The sequence below is a fragment of the Methanosarcina flavescens genome, assembly GCF_001304615.2.
GTDB lineage: Archaea > Halobacteriota > Methanosarcinia > Methanosarcinales > Methanosarcinaceae > Methanosarcina > Methanosarcina flavescens.
Map to the genome: position 1 here is coordinate 2,933,275 of NZ_CP032683.1, position 25,682 is coordinate 2,958,956.

General features: G+C 39.0%; 17 protein-coding genes, 2 tRNA genes and 1 pseudogene. 10 read left to right on the forward strand and 10 right to left on the reverse strand.

Annotated features, from left to right (window positions below; genetic code table 11):
- Positions 1-156: 156 nt before the first annotated feature.
- Positions 157-987 carry a YihY/virulence factor BrkB family protein gene (locus tag AOB57_RS12855; protein ID WP_054300055.1) on the reverse strand — a complete coding sequence of 277 codons (831 nt, stop codon included), beginning with the start codon at positions 985-987 and terminating at the stop codon, positions 157-159.
- 367 nt (positions 988-1,354) lie between these two features.
- On the opposite strand from AOB57_RS12855, the gene AOB57_RS12860 reads away from it, so the two are divergent.
- A complete protein-coding gene (locus tag AOB57_RS12860; protein WP_054300056.1) occupies positions 1,355-1,717 on the forward strand; it encodes a DUF488 domain-containing protein in 363 nt (120 codons plus the stop codon).
- A gap of 218 nt (positions 1,718-1,935) precedes the next feature.
- On the opposite strand, the pseudogene AOB57_RS12865 reads toward AOB57_RS12860, so the two are convergent.
- Positions 1,936-2,829 (reverse strand): annotated as a pseudogene (locus tag AOB57_RS12865) (IS5 family transposase); the annotation flags it as partial.
- A 192-nt stretch (positions 2,830-3,021) separates the two neighbouring features.
- On the opposite strand from AOB57_RS12865, the gene AOB57_RS12870 reads away from it, so the two are divergent.
- Together AOB57_RS12870 and AOB57_RS12875 are read left to right on the forward strand one after the other, a co-directional pair.
- The gene (locus tag AOB57_RS12870) at positions 3,022-3,411 is read left to right on the forward strand and encodes a nitroreductase family protein (RefSeq protein ID WP_264371750.1); all 390 of its coding nucleotides are present in this window, start codon (positions 3,022-3,024) and stop codon (positions 3,409-3,411) included.
- A gap of 236 nt (positions 3,412-3,647) precedes the next feature.
- On the forward strand, positions 3,648-4,412 hold the full coding sequence (locus AOB57_RS12875; RefSeq protein ID WP_054299065.1) for a formylglycine-generating enzyme family protein: 765 nt from the start codon (positions 3,648-3,650) through the stop codon (positions 4,410-4,412).
- Between the two features lie 592 nt (positions 4,413-5,004).
- On the opposite strand, the gene AOB57_RS12880 is transcribed toward AOB57_RS12875, so the two are convergent.
- Complete coding sequence (locus tag AOB57_RS12880; protein WP_226999510.1) at positions 5,005-6,294, reverse strand: radical SAM protein; 1,290 nt, start codon at positions 6,292-6,294, stop codon at positions 5,005-5,007.
- Between the two features lie 476 nt (positions 6,295-6,770).
- Between AOB57_RS12880 and AOB57_RS12885 the strand changes: the two genes are divergently transcribed.
- Positions 6,771-8,891 carry a PKD domain-containing protein gene (locus AOB57_RS12885; protein WP_054299063.1) on the forward strand — a complete coding sequence of 707 codons (2,121 nt, stop codon included), beginning with the start codon at positions 6,771-6,773 and terminating at the stop codon, positions 8,889-8,891.
- Positions 8,892-9,899: 1,008 nt separating this feature from the next.
- A complete protein-coding gene (locus AOB57_RS14970) occupies positions 9,900-12,839 on the forward strand; it encodes a PKD domain-containing protein (RefSeq protein ID WP_054299062.1) in 2,940 nt (979 codons plus the stop codon).
- A gap of 139 nt (positions 12,840-12,978) precedes the next feature.
- Here the strand turns inward: AOB57_RS14970 and AOB57_RS12895 are convergent.
- Positions 12,979-13,063 (reverse strand) — tRNA-Leu (locus AOB57_RS12895).
- Between the two features lie 95 nt (positions 13,064-13,158).
- Here AOB57_RS12895 and AOB57_RS12900 point away from each other — a divergent pair.
- Positions 13,159-13,914 (forward strand): MBL fold metallo-hydrolase, encoded by a 756-nt coding sequence (locus AOB57_RS12900; RefSeq protein WP_054299061.1) that lies wholly within the window; start codon positions 13,159-13,161, stop codon positions 13,912-13,914.
- A 297-nt stretch (positions 13,915-14,211) separates the two neighbouring features.
- Positions 14,212-14,556 carry a hypothetical protein gene (locus AOB57_RS12905; RefSeq protein WP_054299060.1) on the forward strand — a complete coding sequence of 115 codons (345 nt, stop codon included), beginning with the start codon at positions 14,212-14,214 and terminating at the stop codon, positions 14,554-14,556.
- A gap of 206 nt (positions 14,557-14,762) precedes the next feature.
- Here the strand turns inward: AOB57_RS12905 and AOB57_RS12910 are convergent, their stop codons facing one another.
- The 3 genes from AOB57_RS12910 to AOB57_RS12920 form a co-directional block, all read right to left on the reverse strand.
- Entirely contained in the window at positions 14,763-16,136 is a 1,374-nt protein-coding gene (locus tag AOB57_RS12910) for a glycosyltransferase (RefSeq protein ID WP_394339695.1), read from the reverse strand.
- Between the two features lie 73 nt (positions 16,137-16,209).
- Positions 16,210-17,244 (reverse strand): glycoside hydrolase family 130 protein, encoded by a 1,035-nt coding sequence (locus tag AOB57_RS12915; RefSeq protein ID WP_054299059.1) that lies wholly within the window; start codon positions 17,242-17,244, stop codon positions 16,210-16,212.
- An 8-nt stretch (positions 17,245-17,252) separates the two neighbouring features.
- A complete protein-coding gene (locus AOB57_RS12920; protein WP_054299058.1) occupies positions 17,253-19,652 on the reverse strand; it encodes a glycosyltransferase family 4 protein in 2,400 nt (799 codons plus the stop codon).
- 928 nt (positions 19,653-20,580) lie between these two features.
- Here AOB57_RS12920 and AOB57_RS12925 point away from each other — a divergent pair.
- From AOB57_RS12925 to AOB57_RS12935, 3 genes are all read left to right on the forward strand, one after another.
- Positions 20,581-21,159 carry a hypothetical protein gene (locus AOB57_RS12925; protein ID WP_054299057.1) on the forward strand — a complete coding sequence of 193 codons (579 nt, stop codon included), beginning with the start codon at positions 20,581-20,583 and terminating at the stop codon, positions 21,157-21,159.
- Between the two features lie 436 nt (positions 21,160-21,595).
- Positions 21,596-22,282 (forward strand): LiaF transmembrane domain-containing protein, encoded by a 687-nt coding sequence (locus AOB57_RS12930; protein WP_054299056.1) that lies wholly within the window; start codon positions 21,596-21,598, stop codon positions 22,280-22,282.
- 402 nt (positions 22,283-22,684) lie between these two features.
- Entirely contained in the window at positions 22,685-23,386 is a 702-nt protein-coding gene (locus AOB57_RS12935) for a PrsW family intramembrane metalloprotease (RefSeq protein WP_226999512.1), read from the forward strand.
- A gap of 193 nt (positions 23,387-23,579) precedes the next feature.
- On the opposite strand, the gene AOB57_RS12940 is transcribed toward AOB57_RS12935, so the two are convergent.
- The 3 genes from AOB57_RS12940 to AOB57_RS12950 form a co-directional block, all read right to left on the reverse strand.
- Positions 23,580-23,652, reverse strand: a tRNA-Gln gene (locus AOB57_RS12940).
- A gap of 132 nt (positions 23,653-23,784) precedes the next feature.
- A complete protein-coding gene (locus tag AOB57_RS12945; protein WP_054299055.1) occupies positions 23,785-24,186 on the reverse strand; it encodes a hypothetical protein in 402 nt (133 codons plus the stop codon).
- A gap of 37 nt (positions 24,187-24,223) precedes the next feature.
- Positions 24,224-24,553, reverse strand: a complete 330-nt coding sequence (locus tag AOB57_RS12950; protein WP_054299054.1) for a DUF2551 domain-containing protein — start codon at positions 24,551-24,553, stop codon at positions 24,224-24,226.
- Positions 24,554-25,682: the final 1,129 nt, after the last annotated feature.

Consider the following 25,682-nt stretch of genomic DNA (forward strand, 5'->3'; position numbering starts at 1 on the left):
TAAGTTAAGAATTCAATTTTTACTTTTTTTATTTAGGTTTCGAATTCAGAAGGTTTCTGGTTTGAGACTTCAATCTGACATTTTTCACTTTCATGCCAGAATCTTGATTTGTGTAGACAGATTTTTCCTACAGAAGCAGGGATCTTTAGTATACTTTTAGATTTCAGAGTAAACTTTTGTAAATACTGCGCCGATCGTAATCATAATCGAAGAGTAATAGATCAAAAGAAATAACCATATAATCGACCCTATAGCTCCATATACACTTGCAGGATTGGCGTACAGAAAATAAAGTCCCATAACATATTTACCTATCGTTATCATAATTACCGTTATCAGGGATCCGACAAGAACAGATTTCAAATTAAAACTTTTATCCGGGAGAAGTTTATACACAAGGATAAAGAATAGTACAAGCATTAGGAAACTGGCTATGGAACCTGCATAATCTGCAATGGAAGGTGAGAAAGGTAAATAATTCTGGAAGAATCTTGAGATCGTATAAACGAACCCTTCAACAAGTATGCTCAGTACGAGCAGCCCTCCAAAGAGAATAACAATAGCAAAAGATACAACAGCATCCTTTACAAAGTCCTTGATATTATTGGGTTCAGAGGGTTTTATATTCCAAGCTCGTTCAAGGAAGTTCTTCAACTGCCTGAAAATATTGCTTGCACTCCAGAGTAGAATTGCAAACCCTATTAATGCGTTTATAGAGAGAGAATTAATGTCCGGAATACGCTCGAAAAGTAAGGTTATCATGCTGATTATGCTCTCATCAACTACCCCTTTTAGATAATCGAGTATGTTTTCCTGAATGCTTTTTGACATCAAAAAAATACTACCTATTGATACCGAAAATAATAGAAGTGCAGGAAGACTCAGTACAAAATAAAAAGCTAGTGCAGCACTGTATGTCATAGAATCATCTTCCATCCATTCTCTCATTGTTCTGGTAACAAGATTTTTTACATATCCTTGGCTCATGCTTCCCCCTGATAGTTATTAATGTACTAGACTCTATTAAATAGCTCTTATTAAATTTTTAGAAAACTTTATACTCTTCTGCGCAGATAGCAAATTTACTTATAATTGGGTGCCGTGATATAAAAAGCCCAGTCGAGAATAAAAGGAAAACTGTTACAAGTAAAATAGAAGGTTATGCTAGGAAGGAAAAGTAAACCAGAGCCGAACAGGCAGGAGTAAGAATTGAATCAAAAATGGATATAAAAAGCAGATATAAAAGATGGGTATAAAAAACAGATATAAAGTATGAATGTACATAAACATAAATTAACTTGTTTAGATGGAGTAACTGATTAAAAGAGTTAAATTGGTTAAGAGGGAATACCCATTGATCCGAGTTAAAAGAGTCTACGAGCAGCCGTCCGATCAAGATGGATTCAGGGTACTTGTGGATAGGCTCTGGCCAAGAGGTCTCAGGAAGAACGAAGCAAGATTTGATCTCTGGATAAAAGAAATAGCTCCTGAGAACAGGCTTAGAAAATGGTTTTCGCATGATCCCGAAAAATGGGAGGAATTCAGGAAATGCTACCTTAAAGAGCTTGAGCATAAGGAAGAGTATGTGCAGCAACTTCTCGTAAAAGCTAGAGAAACCGATCTGACCCTGCTCTATGCTGCAAAAGATGAGAACTTAAACAACGCTGTAGTTCTGAAGGAATACCTGGAATCTCGACTAGAGATAGAGAACCAGTGACTTACTCATATAGAGCCAAGAACAAAAATTCCAAACCAAAAATACTGGAAACCAGCATTATGACCAGGATCGAGAAGACCAGTTATATACAAAACTGCAGCATAACTGAAAACAAGAGAAGCAGTCACCCCGCACACATATAGTGCTGCTAAAATGTGTTTACCCGTTACTAGCCGATCTTTAAGGTCGTTGTCCTTAATAAATAACCGTTCTTTTGGCTCTGTAGAAATCCTTAATTTAATCCATAATAATTGTATTACTTTTTTGTTTATATTATAGACTATTAGTTTAACTTTTACTTCTTTTACTTGATTTCTAACCTTTCTTGCTCTTAATGTTTCTCCAAATTTTCTTTTTACAACAGATATTATTGTCTCTACTATATTCCTTCTATTGTATTTGATCTTATCAAAGTCTTTGTTTAATTGTTTTCTATATTTTCCGTTTATTCTCTTTCTTTTTCTTTCTCTCAAAGGTACTATTGAATCTGCTTTTATCTCTTCTCTTATTAGAGTATGAATTTCTTCGGAATCATATCCTTTATCCATCACATAACATTGAGACTTTCTTGACTTGTTTGATTGTCTTATCAGAGTCTTTGCATGCTTGACATCATGATCTGTTTTTTGGCTAATTTTCCATCCTAATATTACTTTTTTAATAGTGTCTACTGATATTGAAGTTTTAAGGAAGCTCCTTCGGAGCTTCCCTGTTCTCTTAGAATAATAATGACTTGCATAAGAACTCGTAAATCCTGTTGCATCAATTGCCGTAATGAGAACTTTTTCTCCATGTGAGTAAAATAGTTTTAGAGTTTTTGACAAAATTAGGTTAAACAATGAAGAGGGAATTCTGGACACAAACTTTTGAAGAGTAGTGTAATGAGGAACCTTATCAAGGTCAAGTTTTTTCTTTATACTGTTCATGAGGTCAACAAGTTCTACAAAGTCACGGTAGTCTGTACTTATATACTCCTTCAATAAAACAAGAACAAGAAGCTGATGTTGAGTATAAACACGTTTGGAATATTTGCAGGAGTAAAGGTTCAGTCTGGAAGACTGAACCGTTTTAAGACTGAGATCAATAAATTTAATATACTTATTTGATGACAATAGCAATTGCTCCTTTGTTTTTTGTGTGGACAAAAAAATTAAGGAGCATTTTTACAATTTTATTTTTATAATTTTTGGGTAAAAACAGAATTTAGAGGATTTCTACAGAGCCTAAATATATTTTATTTATATTGTTTGATTCTATTTTTTACGTTGTTTATTGTATTTTATATTGTATGCAGGGTTTAACCTATCTGGTTTTTTAAAAATGAGCAAATCAAAGACGAGGAATTACAGGCTGTTCTGAATGTCGGAATTTATGCACCAAGTCCGAATGACCAGGCCTGGCATTTTAAGGTAATACAGAACAGGGAACTGCTCGCCTGGCTGAACTGTGAAGCAAAGGAGATAGTGAAGCAATACAAGCCCCTCAAGGAGCTAGCAAATAACGAAGGCTTTAATATTTTCTATGAGGTTCCAACCGTGATTCTTGTTTCTGGTGAAGAAGCTATAGCAATTGAATCTGACTGTGCCGCTGCAACGCAGAACATGTTACTTGCTGCAGAACCCATAGGTCTCGGTTATGCTGGATTGGTTTTGTGCTGGTGGCTTTTAGTAGCTCGAGGGCTAAAGAATATTTAAAAGAATTAGGTATTCCGAAGGGTTATAAACCATATGCCTCTGTTGCCTTGGGCTATAAAAATATCAAATCGATTAAAGCATCCCCAAGAAAACCTAATGTCATAAATTATATAAAATTGAAATTTAAATCCACTCTTAATTAAATCCACTTTTAATTATATTTTTTATTTATCTAAAGCCTTGACCCGGTCAGTCTTCTGACCAAATGACTCAACAATATATAGATTGGTAGTTCAATGAATAACTCAGTTGATAATTCAATAAAAAATCCATCCACCGGCTTAACAATCAATTCCATAGGAATGGAGTTTGTCCTGATTTCTGCCGGAGAATTTTATATGGGTTCTCCAACACGCGAAAAACGTAGAAAACTCTGGGAAAGCCCTGTACATAGAGTAGCAATTAAAAAACCTTTCTACCTGAGCAGATATCCGGTGACGCAGGAGCAGTGGCAGGAGGTAATGGGAGACAATCCTTCGTATTTCAGGGGTGAAAAGCACCCGGTTGAAAATGTTTCCTGGAATGAGGTTCAGGTTTTTTTCAGTAAACTCAATGCTCTTGAAAATGCCCGGGAAAATAACCAGATTTTTCGCCTCCCAACAGAAGCCGAATGGGAATATGCAGTAAGGGCTGGAACTGAAACCGCTTATTTTTTCGGAAATGATGAATCAAAACTTAAGGAGTACGCCTGGTTTCTGAAAAACTCCGGGTTTGAAACCCATCCAGTGGGCTTGAAAAAGCCAAATCCCTGGGGGCTTTACGACATCTATGGGAATGTATGGGAATGGGTGCAGGACGAGTATCACATCAGCTATAAAGGCGCCCCTGCAGACGGAAGAGCCTGGGAAAATCTTTTCCCGAGCATATCCATACCAGTACGGGTAAGAAGAGGCGGAGGCTGGAACGGAAACGCAGGAAGCTGCCGGTCGGCTGAAAGGCTTTTTGCGGCTCAGGATAAAAGGTTAAACAGTCTTGGGTTCGGGGCGGTCTGGGAAATCTGAACCGCAAGCCTTTTGAAAAAACTGCTTGACCGCAAACTTTTTAGAAAAAAAGTTTGATCAAAAACCGGCGTGACGGCGTGGTCGGCGTGATAAACCGGCGCATGGTTTCAGGACAGCGATTGTGCTGCACCTTGACCCCTGTCTGTTTTTCTTTGCAGGTGCAGGCAGGGGCTATGAAATTTCAGGTGCTTATGACGATTTAGGAGGCGACTGACTTCTGTGCCTGTTTGGTAGAGACACTAAACTATATTCACTAATAATATTTAACAATTTTGTTAGCTTTTTTGTTACTTAATATTACATAATTTAGATATTATCTTACATAACCTGGAAAGTAATCATTAAAGAGTTTCATATAAAATCTGGGCTGTACTCTTAAGTACATCCTGTAAAATTAAGCTCATTAATGGAGTGTCGAGGACAACTAGTAGAAAATTTATAAAAGAGAAGTGCTGAGGTAAGGTCTGACTCATTCTAATGAAACAGGGTATAGCGACCCAGATATTAACAGAAAACTGGCAAATATGCATAAAGCAGGGTTGATTTTAATTTCGTAAGGCGGGAAAATCGCAGCATCAAGTAAACTTCGGCATCAAATCTTTTTTCTTCTTCCGTCGGTTATTCTTTTCATTCCTTTTTTAAAAGCACAATACTTCAGGTATTTAGAGAAGTTTTTATGGACATGATCCGGCATTTTTCTGAATAGTTCTTCTGATACTCTTTCCCATTCTTTTGCTCTCTCAAAACTTTTCATGGCAAGTGCTTCAGCCGATTCTGGGTTTGTCAGATGGGTTGACTTTGCCCCGGCTGCATTAACTACATCAATAATTGCTTGCGGATTATCTATCAACGGGCAGGGTCTTAATGGGTTTTTCGAAAAGGGCTGGGCATTTCTAAAAGTCGTGAAGAATTTGGACCTGAGAGCTTCAACAAGCGACACTTCATATATATTTGAATCGGAATAGTGGCAAAATGCACAGGGTTCAATGTCGCCCTTAGCATTGATATGGGTAAAGCCAACACCTGCACCAATGCACCCGAAAGACAGATGTCCATTGTTCCAGAAATCTATAACCACATAATCGTGTTTTATAGAGTAATCCCTGATTCTTTCATATACGTATGCTCTTTGCTCGGCAGTACATACTAAAGAAGTATCCGCACCGCTTCCTATCGGCATAAACTGAAATAACCAGCCGAACCAGGCACCTTTCAGGCGCATGAAATCAAGAAATTCATCGCTGGCTATGGTTTTATAGTTCTTTGAATGGTAGCATGATGAAAAGGCAAATGCAATGCCTCTGGACTTTAAGATATTCATAGCCCTGATCGCTTTATCGTAAGTACCCGTCCCTCTTCTGAAATCGGTTTCTTCTTTTGTCCCTTCAATGCTTATAAAGACATTCAGATTACCCAGTTTAGCCATTTCATCTGCAAATTCTTCATCGATCAAAGTGGCATTTGTAAATGCCCCGAATGTCATTTTGTTATGTTTCTTGCATAATTTCAGAATGTCATCTTTCCGGAGTAAAGGTTCGCCGCCGGACATCAGACAATCCATAATTCCCAGTTCTTCAGCCTGATTTAATATATCATCAAGCTTTTCATACGAAATATTGTGACCACTCTCATAATCCTGAGACCAGCATCCTTTACACTTCAAATTACAATTACTGGTCGGATCTACCAGAAGAGCCCTTGGAATGGAACATTTATTTTTAAATCCCCTGTACTGCTCTTTCAAAGTAATGAAGTTGCCCATTGTTAAACGAGTTGACATTCCTTTAGCAAAAAAGAATTGCTTAGTCCTGTAGATGAAAGCCTTATGATGCGGAAAAGGAGGGATCTCTTCTTTTTTTCCATTGATCATCAAATATTTCACTTGCAAAACCTCAGACCTTATTTTTCAGTTCCTGATACTATCTGGGGATTTATTCAATCAAACTCTGAATTTGATGTCAAAAATTATCTCATTCCCAGGACAACTGTAATTATATGTGAAAATTATTCTTTCATTACACTTACATTTTTCTTTTCGTATTTATCTGAAGGTGGGACGGATACAGGATTGAGTATTCCCAGATTTCCGTTAATTGATTATTTGTGATACTGACCTGTCCTCTGCCATTTCTTAAGATATTTTGTATTTCTTAAGATATTTTGTAAGATTTGTGCTTGATCATCTGGTATCTTCGTTTATTATCTTTACTCAGCCCTGATTTTTCGGAATGCTTTCTTTTAATGAATGATCTTAGATTCTTTTGTGTTCATATATTCTGAATTTAAAATTAATGATTAAATATTGAATTCGTGACTTGCAAATTAATGTTTTTAAGTGAATATAAGGGGAAGGGGATAGTGAAAATTAACAGAAAATTATTTTCTATTGGTTTAGCTTCAACAACCTTATTTTTTGTGTTTTCTATTTTAATTTCATCTATAGCATTAGGTGCTCAGGAGATCAGGCTCTCAGAGGATACTGGAGAGATCGGAGGACCTTCTATTTATGGTGATAAAGTGGTGTGGACATATTGGGGTGAAATTCATCTTTATGACTTACAAACCGGAAATGATACCATTATTACTATTCCTGAATATTATCATGCATCAAATCCTGTCATTTATGATAATAAAATTGTATGGTATCAATCTAATTATAATGATGTTGAACATAGCAGCAAACTTTGCGTGCACGATATACTAACTTCTACAAGTTCACTAATTACAGAGAATGTATCTTACGCCAGACCTGACATCTATGGTGATATAATTGTATGGGAAGAAACGGGTCATATTTATATGTACAATATTTCTACTCAGATTCAAACTCAGATTCCCACAAGCGGATTTGCATACAGTCCTGCCATTTATGATAACAAAATAGTGTGGGCAGGTTCTGGGAACGGAACTATTATAGATAAAAATAAAAATTTAATCGGTGAATCAAACATTTACATGTATGATCTCTCCACATCCAGAGAAACTCGGATTACAACCAGCGGACTTGCATCAAATCCAGCTATTTATGGCGACAGGATAGTGTGGCTGGATCAGCGCAATTTAGACATCCTTACTGGTGGAAGAGGTGATATCTACATGTACGATCTTTCCACTCAGAAGGAAAGCCGAATTTCATACAGTGAACAGTCTTCTCCATCACTGGCTATCTATGGTGATAGGATAGTATGGCAAGATGGTCGTAATTTAAAAGAAGATATCTATATGTACAATCTCTCAACTCAGAAAGAGACCCGAATTACCACCAGTGGAAGTGCAATGGGACCTGATATCTACGGAGACAGGATAGTGTATTCGGATAATCGTCAAAGATTGCCACCTGGGGATGGTTATTTTTGTGATGTCTATATGTATGATCTCACTGCTAAACCCATAGAACCACAAGCCGGGTTTACATCCAATGTGACTTCTGGAACAGCACCCCTTACAGTGTTATTTACTGATTCCAGTACTGGTGGAGTACCAACTTCCTGGCTATGGGATTTTGGAGACGGTATTTACTCAAAACATGCCATGAATGCAACCCATACGTTTACAAGCCCAGGGGTGTATAACGTTACTTTAACAGTTGCAAATGAAGCAGGCAATAATACGATAACAAAACCCAATTATATTATTGTAACTTCCCCAGAAACACTAGTTGCAGACTTCTCTGCTAGTGTAAATTTCGGACCTGCACCCTTAGATGTGGAATTCTATGATGTCGGTACTCGTGGAGTACCAACTTACTGGTATTGGGATTTTGGAGACGGTGCTTACTCGGAACGTGCCATGAATACAACCCATACATTTACAAATCCAGGATTGTATGATATTACTTTAACAGTTACAAATGAAGCAGGCAATAGTACGGTAACAAAAAGGGGTTATATTAATGTAACTTCCCCAATTAATGTAACTTCCCCACAAAAACCAGTTGCAGACTTTTTTGCTGATGTAATCTCTGGAGCAGCACCTCTTACAGTGTTATTCACTGATACCAGCACTGGTGGAGTACCAACTTACTGGTATTGGGATTTTGGAGACGGTACCAATTCAAAACGCGCCACGAATGCAACACACACGTTTACGAATCCAGGATTGTATGATATTACTTTAACAGTTGCAAATGAAGCAGGCAGTAGTACGATAACAAAAAAAGTTTACATTAAAGTAATTTCTCCAAAAATACCAGTTGCATACTTCTCTGCTAATGTAACTTCTGGAACAGCACCTTTTACGGTGTTATTCGCTGCTGCAAGTAAAGACGAAGCACCTGTTTCTTGGTACTGGGATTTTGGCGATGGTACCAGTTCAAAACATGCCATAAATGCGACCCACACGTTTACAAAACCAGGAAATTATACAGTCAGTCTGACTGTAGAAAATGCAGCGGGGAACAGTACAGCGACAAAAACAGGTTACATAGCTGTTGCCGATCCAAACAGTCCGGTTGCAGATTTCAATAGTAAGATTAAATAAGGTTAAATTCCGAACAGTACAGTTTTATGATAATTCCCGGAAAGCAACCTGTATAGAATATATCCCTGCTAGCCGTCAAGGTTTCTACAGTTATTCATCCAGATTAGGGAAGCACTATCGGAAAAAGTGTTGCTGCTTGAGCACGCTGGTTCCACATCAGTCCCTTGATTATGTGCACAACCAGTAATCGACATGGTGCTCGCAGTATCTGATTCTGCCGATGAGCCATCCTATATCCGCCGCTGGAAGAGAAAGGATTTGTGCTGAGTATTCGCTAACCGAAGTGGTTTGAGCATCGCATGTTGAAAACACCCAAATTTGAAGGTAATCTCCATGTCTTTTCAGTAGGATGCGAAGAAATCGACCGAATTATTGCGTTCCGGAACTGGCTATGATCTCATGAAGAAGACCATCGATTATATGAAGATACCAAGCGTAAATTGGCTGCTCACACATGGAAACATGTTCAAATTACGCTGATGCAAAATCAGAGGTAATAAGGGAAATTTTCGATCGTGCACAGTCTATCATCAATGATAACCTGCCGTAATGGTTATAAAATTTAAAACAATTGTTTCGGAAACCCTTACTGATTACTGTATAGCTTCCTTAGATCTGACCACACTTTTGCTTATTGGTCTTGCTATACGTATCAGCAGTTTTATCAGTCCATTGAAACTGATCACACTAAATGTGTGTACCAGTAAGTGTGCCAGTTTTAAGTTTGAGTGGTTGAGTCTTAAATACCACACTGCCAAACTGAATGATTAATATCTGTACTCCAAGCGTTACTATGATTATACACATCAATCTATTGTTATGATCTTGAAAAGTATGTACAGGTGATTATTGATGCGACATTTAAATCCAGCCTCTCAAAGACCAAGTTTATGATTTAAACTACTTATCTAAAACAAATAATCAAATATAATGAAATTAATATTAATTTTTATTATTTTAAACATAGATAGATATTATTTACTTAGCTTTGGGGATTGGGGAAAATAAATGAAAAGTAAGCTTTTTACTATCTCGTTAGCGTTTGCTTTTTTGATTCTGCTCACAACAATCGCATCAGCCGGACAGGAAATTCGAATTACACCAGATGGCGAGAGGGGGCTTAACCCTGTTATCCATGACAATAAAATTATATGGCTGGATGATCTCTTCAATGGGAGTCTCCACGTGCTGGATTTGTCTACAGGCAAAGAGATACAGATCACTGAAGATCCGTGGTATTCATATCTTGCAATATATAATGATAAAATAATCTGGATTTCTGGAGAGAAAAATATCTTCTTGTATAATATATCTACAGACAATAAAACTCTACTTCCAATTTCCAATCTAGAAAACCAAGAGCTAAAGGACTCTTTGAATATATATGGTGACAATATCGTATGGAGAAGTCGGAGTGGTGGATATCAGGATCTCTACATGTATGATCTCTCGACTTATAATAAAACTCGAATAACTGCTAATCAATTAACCAAAAACCCTGCTATCTATGGTGACAAAATAGTATGGCAGGACGAGCCTAGCCTTCCTAGCTTTGGCTTTGAAAGTTCATACTATGGCATCCACATGTATAATCTATCTACTTCCAACGAGACTCGGATTACAACCGATAGATCAGCATCAAATCCTAAAATCTACGATGATAGGATTGTATACATGGGAAATAACAATATCTACTTGTATAATATCTCAACTTCTGTAGAGACTCAGCTCACCTTCAATGGATCACGAAAGGATAGGCTTGCTATTTACGGCGACAAGATAGTTTGGCAGGATGACCGTAACGGGAACTGGGATATATACATGTACAACCTCTCTGAACAAGAAGAAACTCAAATTACCAATGATGAATCGGATCAAATCAACCCTGCTATTTATGGTGATAGAATAGTGTGGGAAGATTATCGAAATGATAAAGAAAACAAGTATTATTGCAGTATATACATGTACGATTTTTCAGCTAGACCTACAATGCCCTTTGCTTCTTTTTCTACCAATATAACATCTAAATCCGGGAACGTGCCGTTAACTGCATTATTTACTTATAATAGCACGGGAGGAACTCCCACATCCTGGTACTGGGATTTTGGAGATGGTATAAGCTCAAAACATGCTCAAACAGCCACACACACATTTACAAAACCTGGGACATATGATGTTAGCCTTACAATAACAAACTCGGTAGGTAGTAGTACGCTGAAGAGATCAAATTATATTATTGTCACTCCTCCACAAGCCCCTGTCGCAGATTTCTTTTCTCCAGAAGTATATCATGCTAACACTTATGGAGGGTCAGTTCCCACAAAAACCGTATCATTTGTCGACAATAGCACAGGTTCCCCTACTTCCTGGCTCTGGGACTTTGGGGACGGTAATACTTCAACAGAGCAAAATCCAACTCATGTGTATGATTTAGGAGGAGGATATACCGTTAATCTAACTGTTAAGAATGCTGTGGGCAGTAATACAACAAGTAAGTATGGATATGTACTTGTTGGGTTGGGTGATGGATCTGTTGCTCCAGCATTTTTTTCCTCAAATGCAACATCCGGAAATGCACCGTTTACAGTAACGTTCCATGGAGGAAATGGATATGCAAATAATTGGGATTTTGGAGACGGTTCTCAACTAGGTGTAGGTGAGAACCAAACAGTAGAGCATACATACCTTGAGCCTGGACAGTATACCGTGAGCTTAGATGAGTACAATGTCGGTGGCAGAGCTGCAATAACAAAATATCATTATATTACTGTAACCGGACTTACTAGACCATTTGCTTCTTTTACTTCAGAAAAGGTGTCTGTTCCAGAGTCATTGACAATATCATTCACGGACACAAGTATTGGAAAGCCTACATCATGGTGTTGGGATTTTGGAGATGGAGCTTCTTCAACTGAACAGAATCCAACTCACACATATTCTGCAGCAGGAAACTATACGGTTTTCCTTACAGCAAGTAATGAGAACAGTACTAATTCAACGTTTAGAGTAATCGATGTATTCAAAACTACGGGACCATTTGCATATGTTATCAGTGGCAACAATATCTCTGTAATTGATACAGCAACAGACAAAGTGGTAGACACAATGGAGATAGAAAGTGGTTTGGGGGTTGCAGTCAGCCCGGATGGAACAAAGGTATACGTGACAAACAATCGCGATAACACTGTTTCCGTAATTGATACAAGTATTAGCAAGGTTATAGCCACCATTAATGGATTAAGTTCACCTTATGCAATTGCGTTTACTCCTGATGGGAAAAAGATATATATTACGAATAACGACGGCGCTGTCTTTAGAAATGTCACTGTCTCTGTTATTGACACAGGCACTAATACTGTTATGGATACAATTAAGGTAGGCAGCGTCCCTCATAGAGTTGCAGTCACACCTGATGGATCAAAGGTATATGTGGCTAATTATTACAATATTTCTGTAATTGATGCAACAACAAATAAGGTTACATCTACTATCAATGTAGGACTGTATCCTGATGGAATTGCATTTAGTCCTGATGGAAAAAAAGTATATGTGACTAGTGGTGGCAGCGACAACGTCTCTATAATCGATACAAAAACAAATAATGTTATAGCTACGGTACCTGTAGGAGATGATCCTGTTGGAGTTGCGATCACTCCAGATGGAACAAAGTTATATGTGACGAATTATGAGGGAAACACCATATCTGTAATTAATACAACAACAAATACCGTAACAGCCACGGTACCAGGGGATGGTCCTTATGGAGTTTCAATCACCCCAGATGGGAAAAAAGTGTATGTCACAAACCTGGGTAGCGATCTCTCCGGCGAAACTGTTTCTGTAATTGACACAGCAACAAATGCTGTTACAGCTACAGTTAAAATAGGAAGCTATCCTAGAGAAATTGCAATTGCCTCAAATTGGAAAAATGCACTATCTGCCTCATAAAGCTGAAGTTCTAACTTAACCAGTTACAATTCTTCTCTTTTAGAAATGAAAAAGTTAAGTTGTGAAGATTGAAAATTTACATGTTTCCATATAATAGAAGCAAAGAACAGTAGGTTTTAGATGAAAAAATTGAATCTAGTGCGAGGGGTGGGATTCGAACCCACGAAATCCTTCGATACCAGATCTTAAGTCTGGCGCCTTTGACCTGGCTGGGCAACCCTCGCGCTTTGAGAAAAAAGCAGGGTTTTTAACCACAAAAATCCGTTATGCGGACATGCTCTAAATAAAGTTAAATTATTTAAAGTTTATTCTTTAACCCATGGAAATTACATTTCTTGGCACTGGAGTTGCGATCCCTCAAAGGAATCGGGTACAGTCAGGAGTGCTTTTGAGGCTTGAGGAAAAGCCGCTGCTGATCGACTGCGGAAGCGGCGTATTGAGCAGGTTCCCTGAGGCTGGGGTTTCCCATACCGAGGTAGATACGGTATTGCTTTCGCACCTTCATCTTGACCACGTGGCTGACCTGCATCCTCTTATCAAGGCAAACTGGCTCCGCGGAAGCACCAGTATGAAGGTTTACGGACCTGAAGGAACCGAAGAATGGTTTTCGAAAGTGCTCGACGCTTATGAGTATCTTCAGGAAGAAGTGGATGTGGATGTTATCGAGCTCTTCCCGGGAAAAGAGTTCACTCCTGACGGTTTCGACTGTGAGATCAGCTGCACGGCAGCCTCGCACAGCGTTCCGACTCTGGCTTACCGCGTGACAGGAGAGGATGGAGAGTTTGTCTATTCCGGAGACACCGGGCCCTCAAGGGAGATAATAGAGCTCTCAGCCGATGCTGATCTCCTGATCCACGAATGCTCGTTTCCCCAGGGAATGAAAGTCACAAACCACACCACTCCTAGCACACTTGCTGACCTTCTGGAAGAATCCGATCTAGAAATCGGAACTATTTGCCTCACACACTTCTACCCCGACATGCAGGGGCATGAGAAGGAAACTATAAACCGCCTGAAAGGGTACTTTGAAGGAGATGTGATTCTTGCTGAAGACCTTATGAAACTTGAATTATAATGCACAAGCCAGGCCGCATCCTTCAGGTAGTGAAGCCTTATCGTTAAATAGCAGAAAAGCAGAATTATTTTCATACAGGATAAGCCTAAGACCTACTTTCTGTATGCGTTTAATCCATGTATTTAATCTGTACTTAATCTGTACTTAATCTGTACTTAATCTGTACTTAATCTGGATATGTTTATCTGTGTACCTTAACTTGCATACATTTATTATTTCTGAAATACAGTGCCTATAACTACTATCTTGAAAGATTTAGAAAGTACAAGCTCTATACCTTTATCACTGGTGATTAACATGGCAAGAATACTCTCAGAAACAGATATCGGTATTCTGAAAACCGTTGCCCCGGAATGTGAAGGGTATCTCTGTTCGGGCTCGGGAATGGCTTATCGTTCCATACTCCCTCCCTTGGCAAATCACTATGCGAAAGATGCCCAGGACTTCTTGAGGAGAATAAAGCTACTATCCAGATATGACCTGGAATACCTTGTCAGGCTCATCCTATCAGGAGAAGAAAGCCTTGGCTGCGTACCATTCGAGTATATCGAACTTTTCATCCAGAATGTCTCTGAAAGGCTGGGTGAGGAAATAGCAGCACAGGTCAGAAGCTCCTACAATAATTCAGAATGCCCTGATTAAATAATTAAAGGATAATTTAAAAATTTAAAAATGCAGTAAAGAAAAGATTAGAGAGCAATAAAGAAGCAGTATGGGAAAGATAAAGCAGTAAAAGAAGCAGCAAAGAAAAGATTAGATAAAGAGCGATAAAAAAGCAGTAAAGGGAAAGATAAAGAGAAGAGTCCGTACACGATTTTGTACGCAGATTTTGAATCCATGAAACCTGTTCACGTCCTCCCATATTTATCTTCTAGCCTTTCAATATCGTCCTCACCAAGGTAGTCTCCACGTGAGATCTCAATGAAAATAAGGTTTTGACCACCGATGTTTGTAACTCGATGAATCTCATTCACCGGAATATCGACCGAATCTCCGGGAAGAACCCTTACTCTACTCTCGTTTTTAGTTACAAGCCCCTCTCCGCTGACTATGTACCAGTGCTCGTTCCTATGAGCATGACGCTGGAGTGAAATTTCACCCTGAGGAAAAACAGTAAGGCTTTTGACTTTATATCCGGGCTTCTCCATAAGCACTTCATAAAAGCCCCAGGGTCTCTTCTCTTCCCGTTTGCGCTTCTCTAGGATGGTTTCATATACTTTTATGTAATCATCCACCATCCTGTCAACAGAAAAGTGCTTTTCTACACTTTCCCTGCAGGCTTTGCGGGATATCGAATCAAGATTTTGCACAGCCTCTGCAGCTTCGTCAACGCTGCTGACCAGGAAACCGGTTTCTCCATTTCGGATGAGCTCAGGCATTGAGCCCCTGTTCATTGCAATCACCGGCGTCCCGCTTGCCATAGCCTCAACAACGCCAATCCCGAAAGCTTCATCATAATTTATCATGTGCAGCAAAGCATATGCATTCGACAGAAGTTCCTTTTTATATTCAGGGTCAACATGCCCTTCAAAAATGATCTGTTCATTGTCTATGTAGGGCTGAACCTCTTTCTCAAAATAAGCCTGATCAGCAATGAAACCGGCTATTCTGAGTTTTCTACCGGTCTTTTTTGCAACTTCTATTGCTTCCCTTACGCCCTTGTCCCTATGCAGGCGTGATAAAAAAAGAAGATAATCCTGCGGTTTTTCGTTGAAATGGAAGCTCTCTATATCGATCCCATGCCGAACCGTTGCTATATAGTCCAGATCACGACACCTGTAGGCATCACTTATTGACACATAGAAAGTACTGTTATTGTACTTTTTATAGACAGGCAGAATTTTCCGTGAAGAAATGCCGTGGATGGTTGTTACGACAGGTGTATCAACAAGTGCACTGTAGGTCAATGGAAGATAATCAAAATGGTTGTGGATTATATCGAATTCTTTTGCTCTTTCGAAAACTTCTGATATGTGCAGGCATTCATACACTTTCACGAGCATATCCTTATCTTCTTCATAGGGTCTCGGAGCTACAGCATGAAGTTTTGCTTTGGTGTGAGAATCTGCTGTTGCAAATAATGTAACATCAATCCCCCGTTTTACCAGGCCTTCAGTTAATAAAGATACTATATACTCCCAGGGGCCATACTTTTTTGGTGGCGTGCTCCAGGCAATCGGAGATAACATCGCAATTCTTATACTAACACCCCCCAAATTCACTGATATCCCAGACTTAATTTTTATCTTTTGAATTTCAACTTTTGATTTTTATTTACCTTTTTAGTCTTCAACTTTATTTCAATTTCAAGTATCCTCTTTTCGGATCGGTAGAGACCTCTACATCCTCTTCAAACCACCTGCAATACTCGTCAGGACACTGTTTCTCAGGGCACTGATGTATATATCTCAGGACATCGTTGATATTTGCAGTAGCTAGGGATACGGATGTATCGGCACTTCCGTAATAAATGCGGAGCTCATCATCTACAAGAACCCATCCACAGGGAAAAACAACGTCGTTGACATCCCCGCTGCGTTCATACATTTCACGCGGTCCGAAAATCCAGCCGTCTGATCTGTGGAGCACTTTTCTGGGATCATCGGGATCAAGGAGGGCGAGTCCAAGCCGGTAACTTGCTTTAGCCGTTGTCTGGCGCACTCCATGATACATAATTAGCCATCCGTCAGATACACGGATAGGTTGCGGAGATAATCCTATCTTATTGGCGTCCCACCATCCGCCTTCTCGAGCATATAGCAGAACTTCGTGTTCTCCCCAGTATTTCATATCTGGAGAAAAGGATATCCAGATATTTGCCTTTGCACCGCTTATTAAAGATACGGGCCTGTGCAGCATTGCCCACTTGCCATTAATTCTTGTAGGAAAAAGAGCAGAATCCTTATTTTCAGGCGGCAGGGTAGCTCCTATTCGTTCAAAATTACGGAAGTCCTCGGTAAGGGCAAGCGAAGTTAATGGACCGGAATCAGAAAAAGCCGTATATGCCACAGCCCACTTTCCCAGCTCATCAATGTAAGTTATGCGCGGGTCTTCGATACCGTATATTTCTTCAGGATAGTTTACAGGGTCCGGAAAAAAAGTTGGTTCTGGGTCAATTTCCCAGTCATCAATCCCGTTCTCACTTCTTGCGATTGTAAAGTGAGAAAATCCCCTGTGGTCCTCAACACGCACCAGTAACAGGGTTATACCATCAACTATCGCAGCTGCAGGGTTGAATACTGAGTGCGCCCTGTAAGGCCAATCATCAACAGTCAATATAGGATTTCTGTTGTATCTTACAAATAGCTCCCCATGGTCTTTCCAGATCATATTCCTTCTCACTCCGCCTGATTTGCTGACAAAAGGCTCTTTCTTTTCTGCAGAGCTCCATCATCCAATTCGCCACTTGCTCTGGATTGCAGTAATGTTGTACTGAAAGCTTTTTTCATGCGTTTGTTTAAAGAACTTAAAGCCATAAGGAAGCAAATTACGGATTCTGCGCCCTGGTTACAGTTCATACCATCGCGGTTGAGCCCGTCACAGACCGCGCCTGTGGAATAATCATACATGACAGCTCGCAAACGATTTCTTCCGAGGAAATATTCAAAAGAGTATTTTGCAAGCTCAAGATATTTCCTTTCACGCACAATTTCATAAGCCGAAACATAAGCCTGAGTTAGATAACCTGCTTCGATGGGCTGCTGGTCAAAGATCGGTTTTTCTCCGTTATAGTAGTACCAGCCATCGTTTCCAACCATATCAAAAAAATCGCCTTTCCACTGGATCTCAGTAAGAAAATCCAGGGTAGCGAGCCCAACCTTCCTGTAAGTCCTGTCTTTTGTGTAATTATAAGCCAGTAAAAGGGCTTCACTTAATTTTGCATTGCTATAAGTTACTATAGGTTCAAACCAGTTCCAATCTTCTTTATGGTTAGCCTCGTACAACTCGACGAGAGAATCAGCGTGGCTGATAAAAATTGATTCAAAGGCATCTTTACTTACAAGGGAGTCTATGGGCTTCACGGCATCCCTGAGCGAATTAAATACCGGTTCGAATTCATCGGCATCTACACCTGTTCTGAGCATTTCATATAAACCGCATATAGTATACGCTTTTGCTCTGGGATAGTTAAGTTTCTCCATCTCAGGCATGGCCCTGCTTATAAGGGTATGAGCAAGGGTGCGCATATTTCTCGAGAGGTAAGGACAGCTTATCACATGCCCAAGCCCATAAATGGCACGTCCGAGAGTATCTTCGCTGCCCTTTTCATCCAGAAATTCCCTTTTATAACTCATGAAATTATGGAAATGACCTGTATCTGTCTGGGCATGTTCAAGGAAGCTCATGTATGTGGTAATCAACTTCCATAGTTCCTCGGCTTTCTTTTGATTGTCTATCAATTGTGTCAGTGCAACAAGAGCCCGGCCTACGTCATCAGTACTGTACCCGTGATGGCGAGCCGGTACACCAAGATTGGAATGCTGTATAATGCCCACGTCATCAGTCAACAGCTTAAGGTAATCAAGTTTTACTTCAGGCAACTGGTTTGGAAGGAAATTAAATCTGTTTGAGGTGCTGGAATAGGCACTGTAGCTCTTTAAGGCTTTGGTGAAAACTGTATTATATTGCTTACCTACGTTTTTCCATGTCATCTTTCTGCCAAAATCATATGCTTTTTTGCGCATACTATCACACTCTTCTGGGCTTTCTATCAAGTGCAAAAGAGAATCTCTAAAGCCATTCGTATCCCCAAAATCTACAAGCAAACCTCGATTATCGGAAAGCATTTCCTGGGCATACCAGTAAGGAGTGGAAATGATTGCTTTTCCCATGCCAATTGCGTAGGTCAGAGCTCCGCTTACTATTTGTTCTCTGGAGAGGTAAGGAGATACGTAAATATCACTGGCAAGGATATATTTACAGAGTTCTTCTTTTTCGACAAATTTGTCATGGAACACTACATTCTTCTCAAGCCCGAGTTCTGAGACCTTGTTCTTGAGGTATTGCCTGTATGCTTCTCCAAAGTTCTTTTTAATCATCGGATGCGTGGCACCCAGTATTAGGTAAACAAGGTCAGGATACTGGCTTACGACTTCGGGAAGAGAGTCAAGCATACTCTCGATGCCTTTATTCTGGCTTAGCAGGCCGAAAGTAAGGACAAGCGGAGCTCCTTTCAGGTTCAACATTTTTTTATATTTATCGCAGTTGTTGAACGGATAGTCAGGCACTCCATGGAAGATCAATTCGATCTTGTCAGCAGGAGCCTTGTAAACGTCTTTTAACATATCGACTGCAGTCTGGCTCATTACAATTAGTTTTTCGGAATACCTTATGAGCTTTTCAGTGGATACCCTATACTCAGGTTCAGGTTCCCGGATTACAGTATGCATCGTGCTTATTACAGGTTTGTTGATTCCTGAAAGCAGAGCAAAAATGTAGTCTCCCGCGTCTCCCCAGAAAAGCCCGAATTCGTGCTGAAGACATACAATATCAATATCGGACTGATTTATGTAATCTGCAGCCCGGTAATAATCCTCGATTCTGTCCCTCTGGATTTGAAAAACGACTTCTTCAGGATAATTATAGGTTTCAGAGGGATCGTTCAAAGCGATTACCTCACAATGAACATCATTGTATCCCATGGATACTGAATTTAAAAGATCGGCTGTGAATGTGGCAATCCCACATTCTTTTGGAACATAGGTTCCTATAAATAATACTTTCAGTTGTTTATTCAATTAATACCCCCAAAATCAAAGTAACTAAGTCTAATTAATTCTGTATTTTATTTCCAGTGTATATTTCCTGTATATTTCCACAATTACATGCTATTATTCCCCATAACAATATATTAGTGAAATACTTATAGAATATATAGATAAATTTTATCAGGGCTTTAAATTAAAGCTATATATATTTACCCAAAAAAGCGGGTATTGTGGAAAGTATATAGCTAAGAATTTGTAAAATATGGTTTACTGGTCAGCTCCTGCTAATTACTGACAATCAGCTGATTACTAAATAGCTATAAGTTTATGTTACTCACCCAATTATTCACTTTGCTAAGCTTCAACAAAGTGTGTAATAAAATACTGATTAGATCTAATGTATTCAATGCTATTTAAAATTATTTATAAATATAATTGTATGAGTTATCGAAAAAAACTGGGAAAAAATTAAGGAAAGTTGGTGCCAAAAAGCTATTGTAGGGTTTCAATCGTTGCCAGTTTGTTTCCGAATCATGTACCAGCATCAACCTTTAATTGTACCCTTTATTTACCCAGATCGGGATATATTTTACTATTAATAGTAAAATATAAATAAAAAGCTATGGTACAGGCTCAATTTTCAATAAGAAAAATTAAGATTCTTAGGTTGTAAGCTCTGATAGCTAAGTTGCTAAGACCTTCCAGTCACTTAACCTGTGTGCATAACAAGCTCAAAAATGTTTTTGTAATAAATAAAATACTTAATTCATTCGTAAAAATATACTAAGAAGATTAAAATGTTTTTAAAGCTCGGAATTATAAGATTTATAAGATATATTTCAGTGTAGCGTAATATAAGGAACAAAGAGTACAAATAGCCCAAAAAATAATTTGTGGATAGAGTAAGTGTTTGAAAGCTGTAAAAAACTTGCTCTAGCAGATAGAAGGGATTCTACGATTGATACAACGGGGATTGTTATTCTTTGCTATATATGTCGGCCGTATTATTGCAAAAATTCTTGATTTTTATGCCTTTCCTGAGATTATGGACCGCTTATGGCAAATTGTCAAGCTTAATACCCGGAACCTAACAGCAATAGAGGAGCAGGAAGCTCGAAGCATATTTGGAAACAAAATCGATTACCAGAGGGTGCGTATTGACGAAGCTTCATTCATTGCGTGGATGAGAGCGAAGTTAAAAAGATGTTCGGGTATGGGGGTCTCAACCTTCCACACAATTAACTTCTCTAGAAAGCTTAATACTGCTCCAGGCAACGCAGATATGAAATGGCTTATACATGAATTAACCCATGTCGCACAGATGGAACATACAGGTTCGCAATACCTTGTTGAAGCATTTCTTGCTCAGATAGGCGAGGGGTACACATACAGGCTTGGTGCAAAAAAACATTTCCGTGAGTATAACCGCGAGCAGCAAGCCAGTATTGTTGCAGACTATTACATTGCACGCTTTTCAGGCGGCTCAACTGCAGTATATGATCAATATATCGCAGAATTGAGAGGTGGAGAATTATAAGCCATAGAGAGGATGCCAATTCTTGAAGAAAACCCCCTCTCCTGAAGAAAAGACCTCACAGCTCTTAAAGAAAAGCAATTATTGTATTAATTTTACTGATCGAATTCTCTCAAACTAATACGTAATTATATATGCAATCGTCAATGAGAATAGTTTAAACAAAATAAAAGATTAATTATTATCAAGTCTTAACTTTATACTAATTACTAGAATATACGAATTACCGTAATATCAGATATCATTCCCAACAGCTCGACAGTTCCAGAATTAAAACTGAAAAAACTGTAGATTTAATTGTACGATTATACCCGGATGAAATTCAGGTTAGATTCGGGTTAAACTCAATAAATCTGGGCTATATTCTGGTTTGAATCATACTCGGGTTAAATTTGAATAATGCTTTGGTAAACTTAAAATTTAAATTTAGGGGATAATAGTGGCTAAAATCTCATACCAGACGATATTTGGGGCTATCGTACTGATTATCGGGGTTCTACTTCTGTTCAGAACTACCGGGATATATGATACAGTCCAACTGCTCAAATACATTCCTTCTTTATTTATCTTACTCGGGCTATATGCACTCTGGAAAAGCAAACTTTCCAGTTTATCTGGCCCTATCATTCTAATAGTAGTCTTCACGACCCTTCAGCTACTTGTGCTTAACTTGATTTCTTGGAATATCATTGCCAGTTGGTGGCCGTTATCGATTATCTTTATGGGAATCGGGATTCTTGCCGATAGGAGGGGGCGCTCGTTCGTTTCCAGAAAGAGTACCGAAACTATAGATTTATTTGTAGTCTTTGGAGGTGTGGAAAGTACTAATGTTTCCAAAAATTTCCAGGGCGGGGATATAACTGCGATTTTCGGAGGAGTAGATCTTGACCTTCGGGACTCCATTATTGAGAGTCCACCTGCAAGAATGAATGTGATCTCCATGTTTGGCGGCGTCGATATAAAGATCCCTGAAAAATGGCTGGTCGAAATGGATTTGCTGCCTATACTGGGCGGTGCCGAGGATGAAAGACCAAGGAGTTCAGCACGCAGGGAAAGCAACACTGAGAAACCTGACCTTATAGTCACTGGATTCGTTGCTTTTGGCGGTTTTTCCATTAAAGATTAACAGAAATATCTATGCATTAGCTCGTCCCAACCCGTTGAAAGCAATCCAGCTCAAAGTTTTGATGAACCTGATAATGTTTGCATGGAGTAATTGAGATAAGAGGTAGGCAGGGGGAATTTTGTCTACTTATTTTTACTTTATAGTACGCTCTCGTACTGTCCTGAGTTGATACCTGAGCTCAAGAATAAACTGTTTACACTTAGGAGGCGTATTTTGGAAGAGAATTCGGGGATATTAGATAGGGGGGAAATTACAGATAACCCAACAAAAGATCAATCACCTAAACCAGTTACACGGCGAAATTCCTGGCTAAATGTTTTAACATCCGCAACAGTTTTTTACATTCTCTTACTGGTGGCGTTGTTGCTGACAGGCAACCCCAACCTGTTCCCCAGCCTGGTGATGGTCGGCAGCTTTACAGTCCCGGTTGCCTATGTCGCATTTTTATACGAACGCAGGCAATTTAGCCGCCTTAAGATGCCGACCGTCTCCCTGGCTTTCCTGTACGGTGGGCTGGTGGCTATTATCGCCACTTCTTTTTTAGGTCCATTATTTATTATCCGGTATAATCCTGGAGAGACTCTGGCAGTAGGGCTCGTTGAGGAATTTGCTAAAATCCTTGGGGTAGTGATGATTGCACGCCACAAGCGACATGACCAAGAAATGGATGGGTTGATCCTGGGGGCGGCAGTAGGGATGGGGTTTGCAGCCCTTGAAAGTACAGGTTATGCCTTTACGAGCTTCCTGATGAGTTCGGGGAGCATTTCGGCAACAGTGGAAGTGACTTTATTCCGCGGTCTGCTTTCCCCACTGGGACACGGGACATGGACAGCAATTTTAGCCAGTGTACTCTTCCGTGAGAGCAAAGACTGTTGCTTCCGGGTTAACCTGCAGGTGATTGGGGCATACCTGTTTGTCTCCGTTCTGCACGCAATGTGGAATGGGTTGTCCCTGGTTCTCACTCCAGTTATGGGTCTTGGGCTAGGTGCGATCACCACCTGGGTTGTAGTAGGCTTTATTGGATTGTATGTGCTAGGGGCGCGCTGGCGAGAAGCGATCAGGTCACAAATAACTGCTTTACCAACAGAAACCGAGGCCAGATAAGTCTGAAAGAGGGAATTTAATTACCCGGACAGACCTCGTTTGGCAAGCGTTATATTACTGGTCCGTGCTGTGCAGAAACGATGGCAGGTAATGAGACATTAGAGAAAAATGCTTGATATAAAAGTAAAGTATAAAAATAGGAGAAAGATTTTTCTACCTTAGAATAGAAAAAAGTTTACTTAGATAATGTGTATAGCCCGGCACGGATTCGAACCGAGGTTGCAGGATCCAGAGTCCCGCATGATTGACCACTACACTACCGGGCTTCGATTATTTTTCGCTGTGGAGCGCATTTCTTTTGCCCTCAAGCGTATCTTCTAAAGGAAGATTTCGTATATATATCTTTCGGCTGAAGGGGCTAAACTTTTAAAATTTAATAATAAGAGGGGAATCCCTTCTTACAGGTTTTCTTCGGGCTGATTTAGAACTGCAGTCCACCACCAGCGAGCCATATCTATAAGATCTTTTGAAAATTGACCTGAGAGCCTGTACTCCTTATTCTTTATAGAGATAAGCCCGGCTCCAAGCAGTTTATTGCGCATCGCATAAAATGAGGCACGCCCTATCTGGAGTTCTTCCAGAAGGAGCTTCCATTCGTCAGTCCGGACGGCTTTTCCTGCAGCCTGACGTTCTTCAATTATTGTTAGAAACTTTTGACCTCTGATAGCCGTAGCATCTTCTTGAAAAATACGCCGCATAAGGGTATAATAAGGGTCTCTTGAATTACTTATGCGGGTGTTGGCATCCGATCTTACCACAATAGTCGTCGCTGTTCTGGGTGCGTTTTTAACGATTGACATTGTCCATCAAGCAGTTGGGGGTAAAATAGTAAACTTCTCAAGCCGTAGATTCGGCTGACGTCTTAGATGAGGTTACAATCTTCATGAGCAGATCTATATACTCCTCTCTCAGAAGGTAAACCATTGGGGTTTTATAGGATTCTTTATGCGCCCTTAGAATTCCAAGTTTCGAATGGATATACCCTACCATGGATGCGACCGTATTCCTTGTTACATTATACTTACTCGTAAGCATTTCATGCAGCTCGTCAATAGTCGCTTTTTTTACCTTGATGAAGATGCACAGGATTGCCCTTCGATATCCATTGGAATCAACTTCAAGAAATTTCTCTAACCTGGATTTAATTTTAGCTCGGATGGATACCATTGATTGCCACCTCTACTGATGTAGTAAACTATGTAAGTTATAGCTCTATATATAGATTTGTAAATTTATTCGTCCTGACGGAGATGGATATAAAAAATTGATATCCAATGAACAATTTTACTTTACTTCAAACCCAGTTTTTGTATATCTATATATTCTTTCTCTAATATATCGTTTTTTATGTCCCTTCTGCATAGGATTTAATCCCAAATCTTTTTAAGAGCTATTCATTATTAAGTACTGCACTTTTATATTTTTGTTTTTAACTTTATTTATTAATAAAAATTTTATATCTATAATAAAGAAGAAGCTTCTAGTTTCCGGGAAGGAAATTTAAAAACTTGCGTGATATATTTACCTAAACACACTATTCACACTATTATTTTTACTATGAAAATAGATTAAGTTTGCGTTTAACCTGTTAAAACCGTCCGTTTTTTACTTATTATAATGTAAAAACTACAGATTCTCTGATTTTCTGGGATTTGGAAAGTTAAAATATTAGCTTGAACATAAAACTCTTTAATAGATTTATTCTGCCTGAGATTTCTTCTCATTCTTAAATTTTTCAGTTAAGTGTTTGTGCAATCTTGCTCTTAAAGTCATACTCCTCATGATCCTGCGACATTTTTTGCACATCCTGAATTTTAATGATGGAATAATAAAATTTCATGATCAGGAAGGCAAAACAGGGGCGTCTCAGATCAAAATGGAAAAGTGAAAGGAAGATAAAAGGGATATAAACTAAGGTATCCTTAAAGCCAGGTGCTTTCTATAAAAAGGGGATTAGTATTAATAGGGTATAGATACTCTTCGTTTTTGGGGGGTTTTATAAGATTCAATTGAATAAAAACATACTTTTCTTTTACTTCGTAATATTCTATCGTTTTTAACACAAATTTTCAAACGAGTAATACTAAAATAATGAAAACCACAATCTGGAAATAGGTAATCAAAAAGAGTTACATAAGTTTTTAAGGTAACTAGCTTTTTAATCAATCTAAATTCTACCTTTTTATTAGATTGTTTGGTTGTTTGGTGATATTCAAATAAATATCTTTTTAATACTAGTATCTTTTCTAAAATAGTTAGGCATTACCTAACTATTATAATTAATCCACTTTTTGTC

Bases quoted from the DNA above. Each gene is read 5' to 3' on its own strand.
- AOB57_RS12875 (WP_054299065.1), top strand. From the start codon at position 3,648: ATGAATAACTCAGTTGATAATTCAATAAAAAATCCATCCACCGGCTTA.
- AOB57_RS12915 (WP_054299059.1), bottom strand. From the start codon at position 17,244: ATGATCTGGAAAGACCATGGGGAGCTATTTGTAAGATACAACAGAAAT.
- AOB57_RS12905 (WP_054299060.1), top strand. From the start codon at position 14,212: ATGGCAAGAATACTCTCAGAAACAGATATCGGTATTCTGAAAACCGTT.
- AOB57_RS12855 (WP_054300055.1), bottom strand. From the start codon at position 987: ATGAGCCAAGGATATGTAAAAAATCTTGTTACCAGAACAATGAGAGAA.
- AOB57_RS12900 (WP_054299061.1), top strand. From the start codon at position 13,159: ATGGAAATTACATTTCTTGGCACTGGAGTTGCGATCCCTCAAAGGAAT.
- AOB57_RS12935 (WP_226999512.1), top strand. From the start codon at position 22,685: ATGGTCGGCAGCTTTACAGTCCCGGTTGCCTATGTCGCATTTTTATAC.
- AOB57_RS12945 (WP_054299055.1), bottom strand. From the start codon at position 24,186: ATGTCAATCGTTAAAAACGCACCCAGAACAGCGACGACTATTGTGGTA.
- AOB57_RS12950 (WP_054299054.1), bottom strand. From the start codon at position 24,553: ATGGTATCCATCCGAGCTAAAATTAAATCCAGGTTAGAGAAATTTCTT.
- AOB57_RS14970 (WP_054299062.1), top strand. From the start codon at position 9,900: ATGAAAAGTAAGCTTTTTACTATCTCGTTAGCGTTTGCTTTTTTGATT.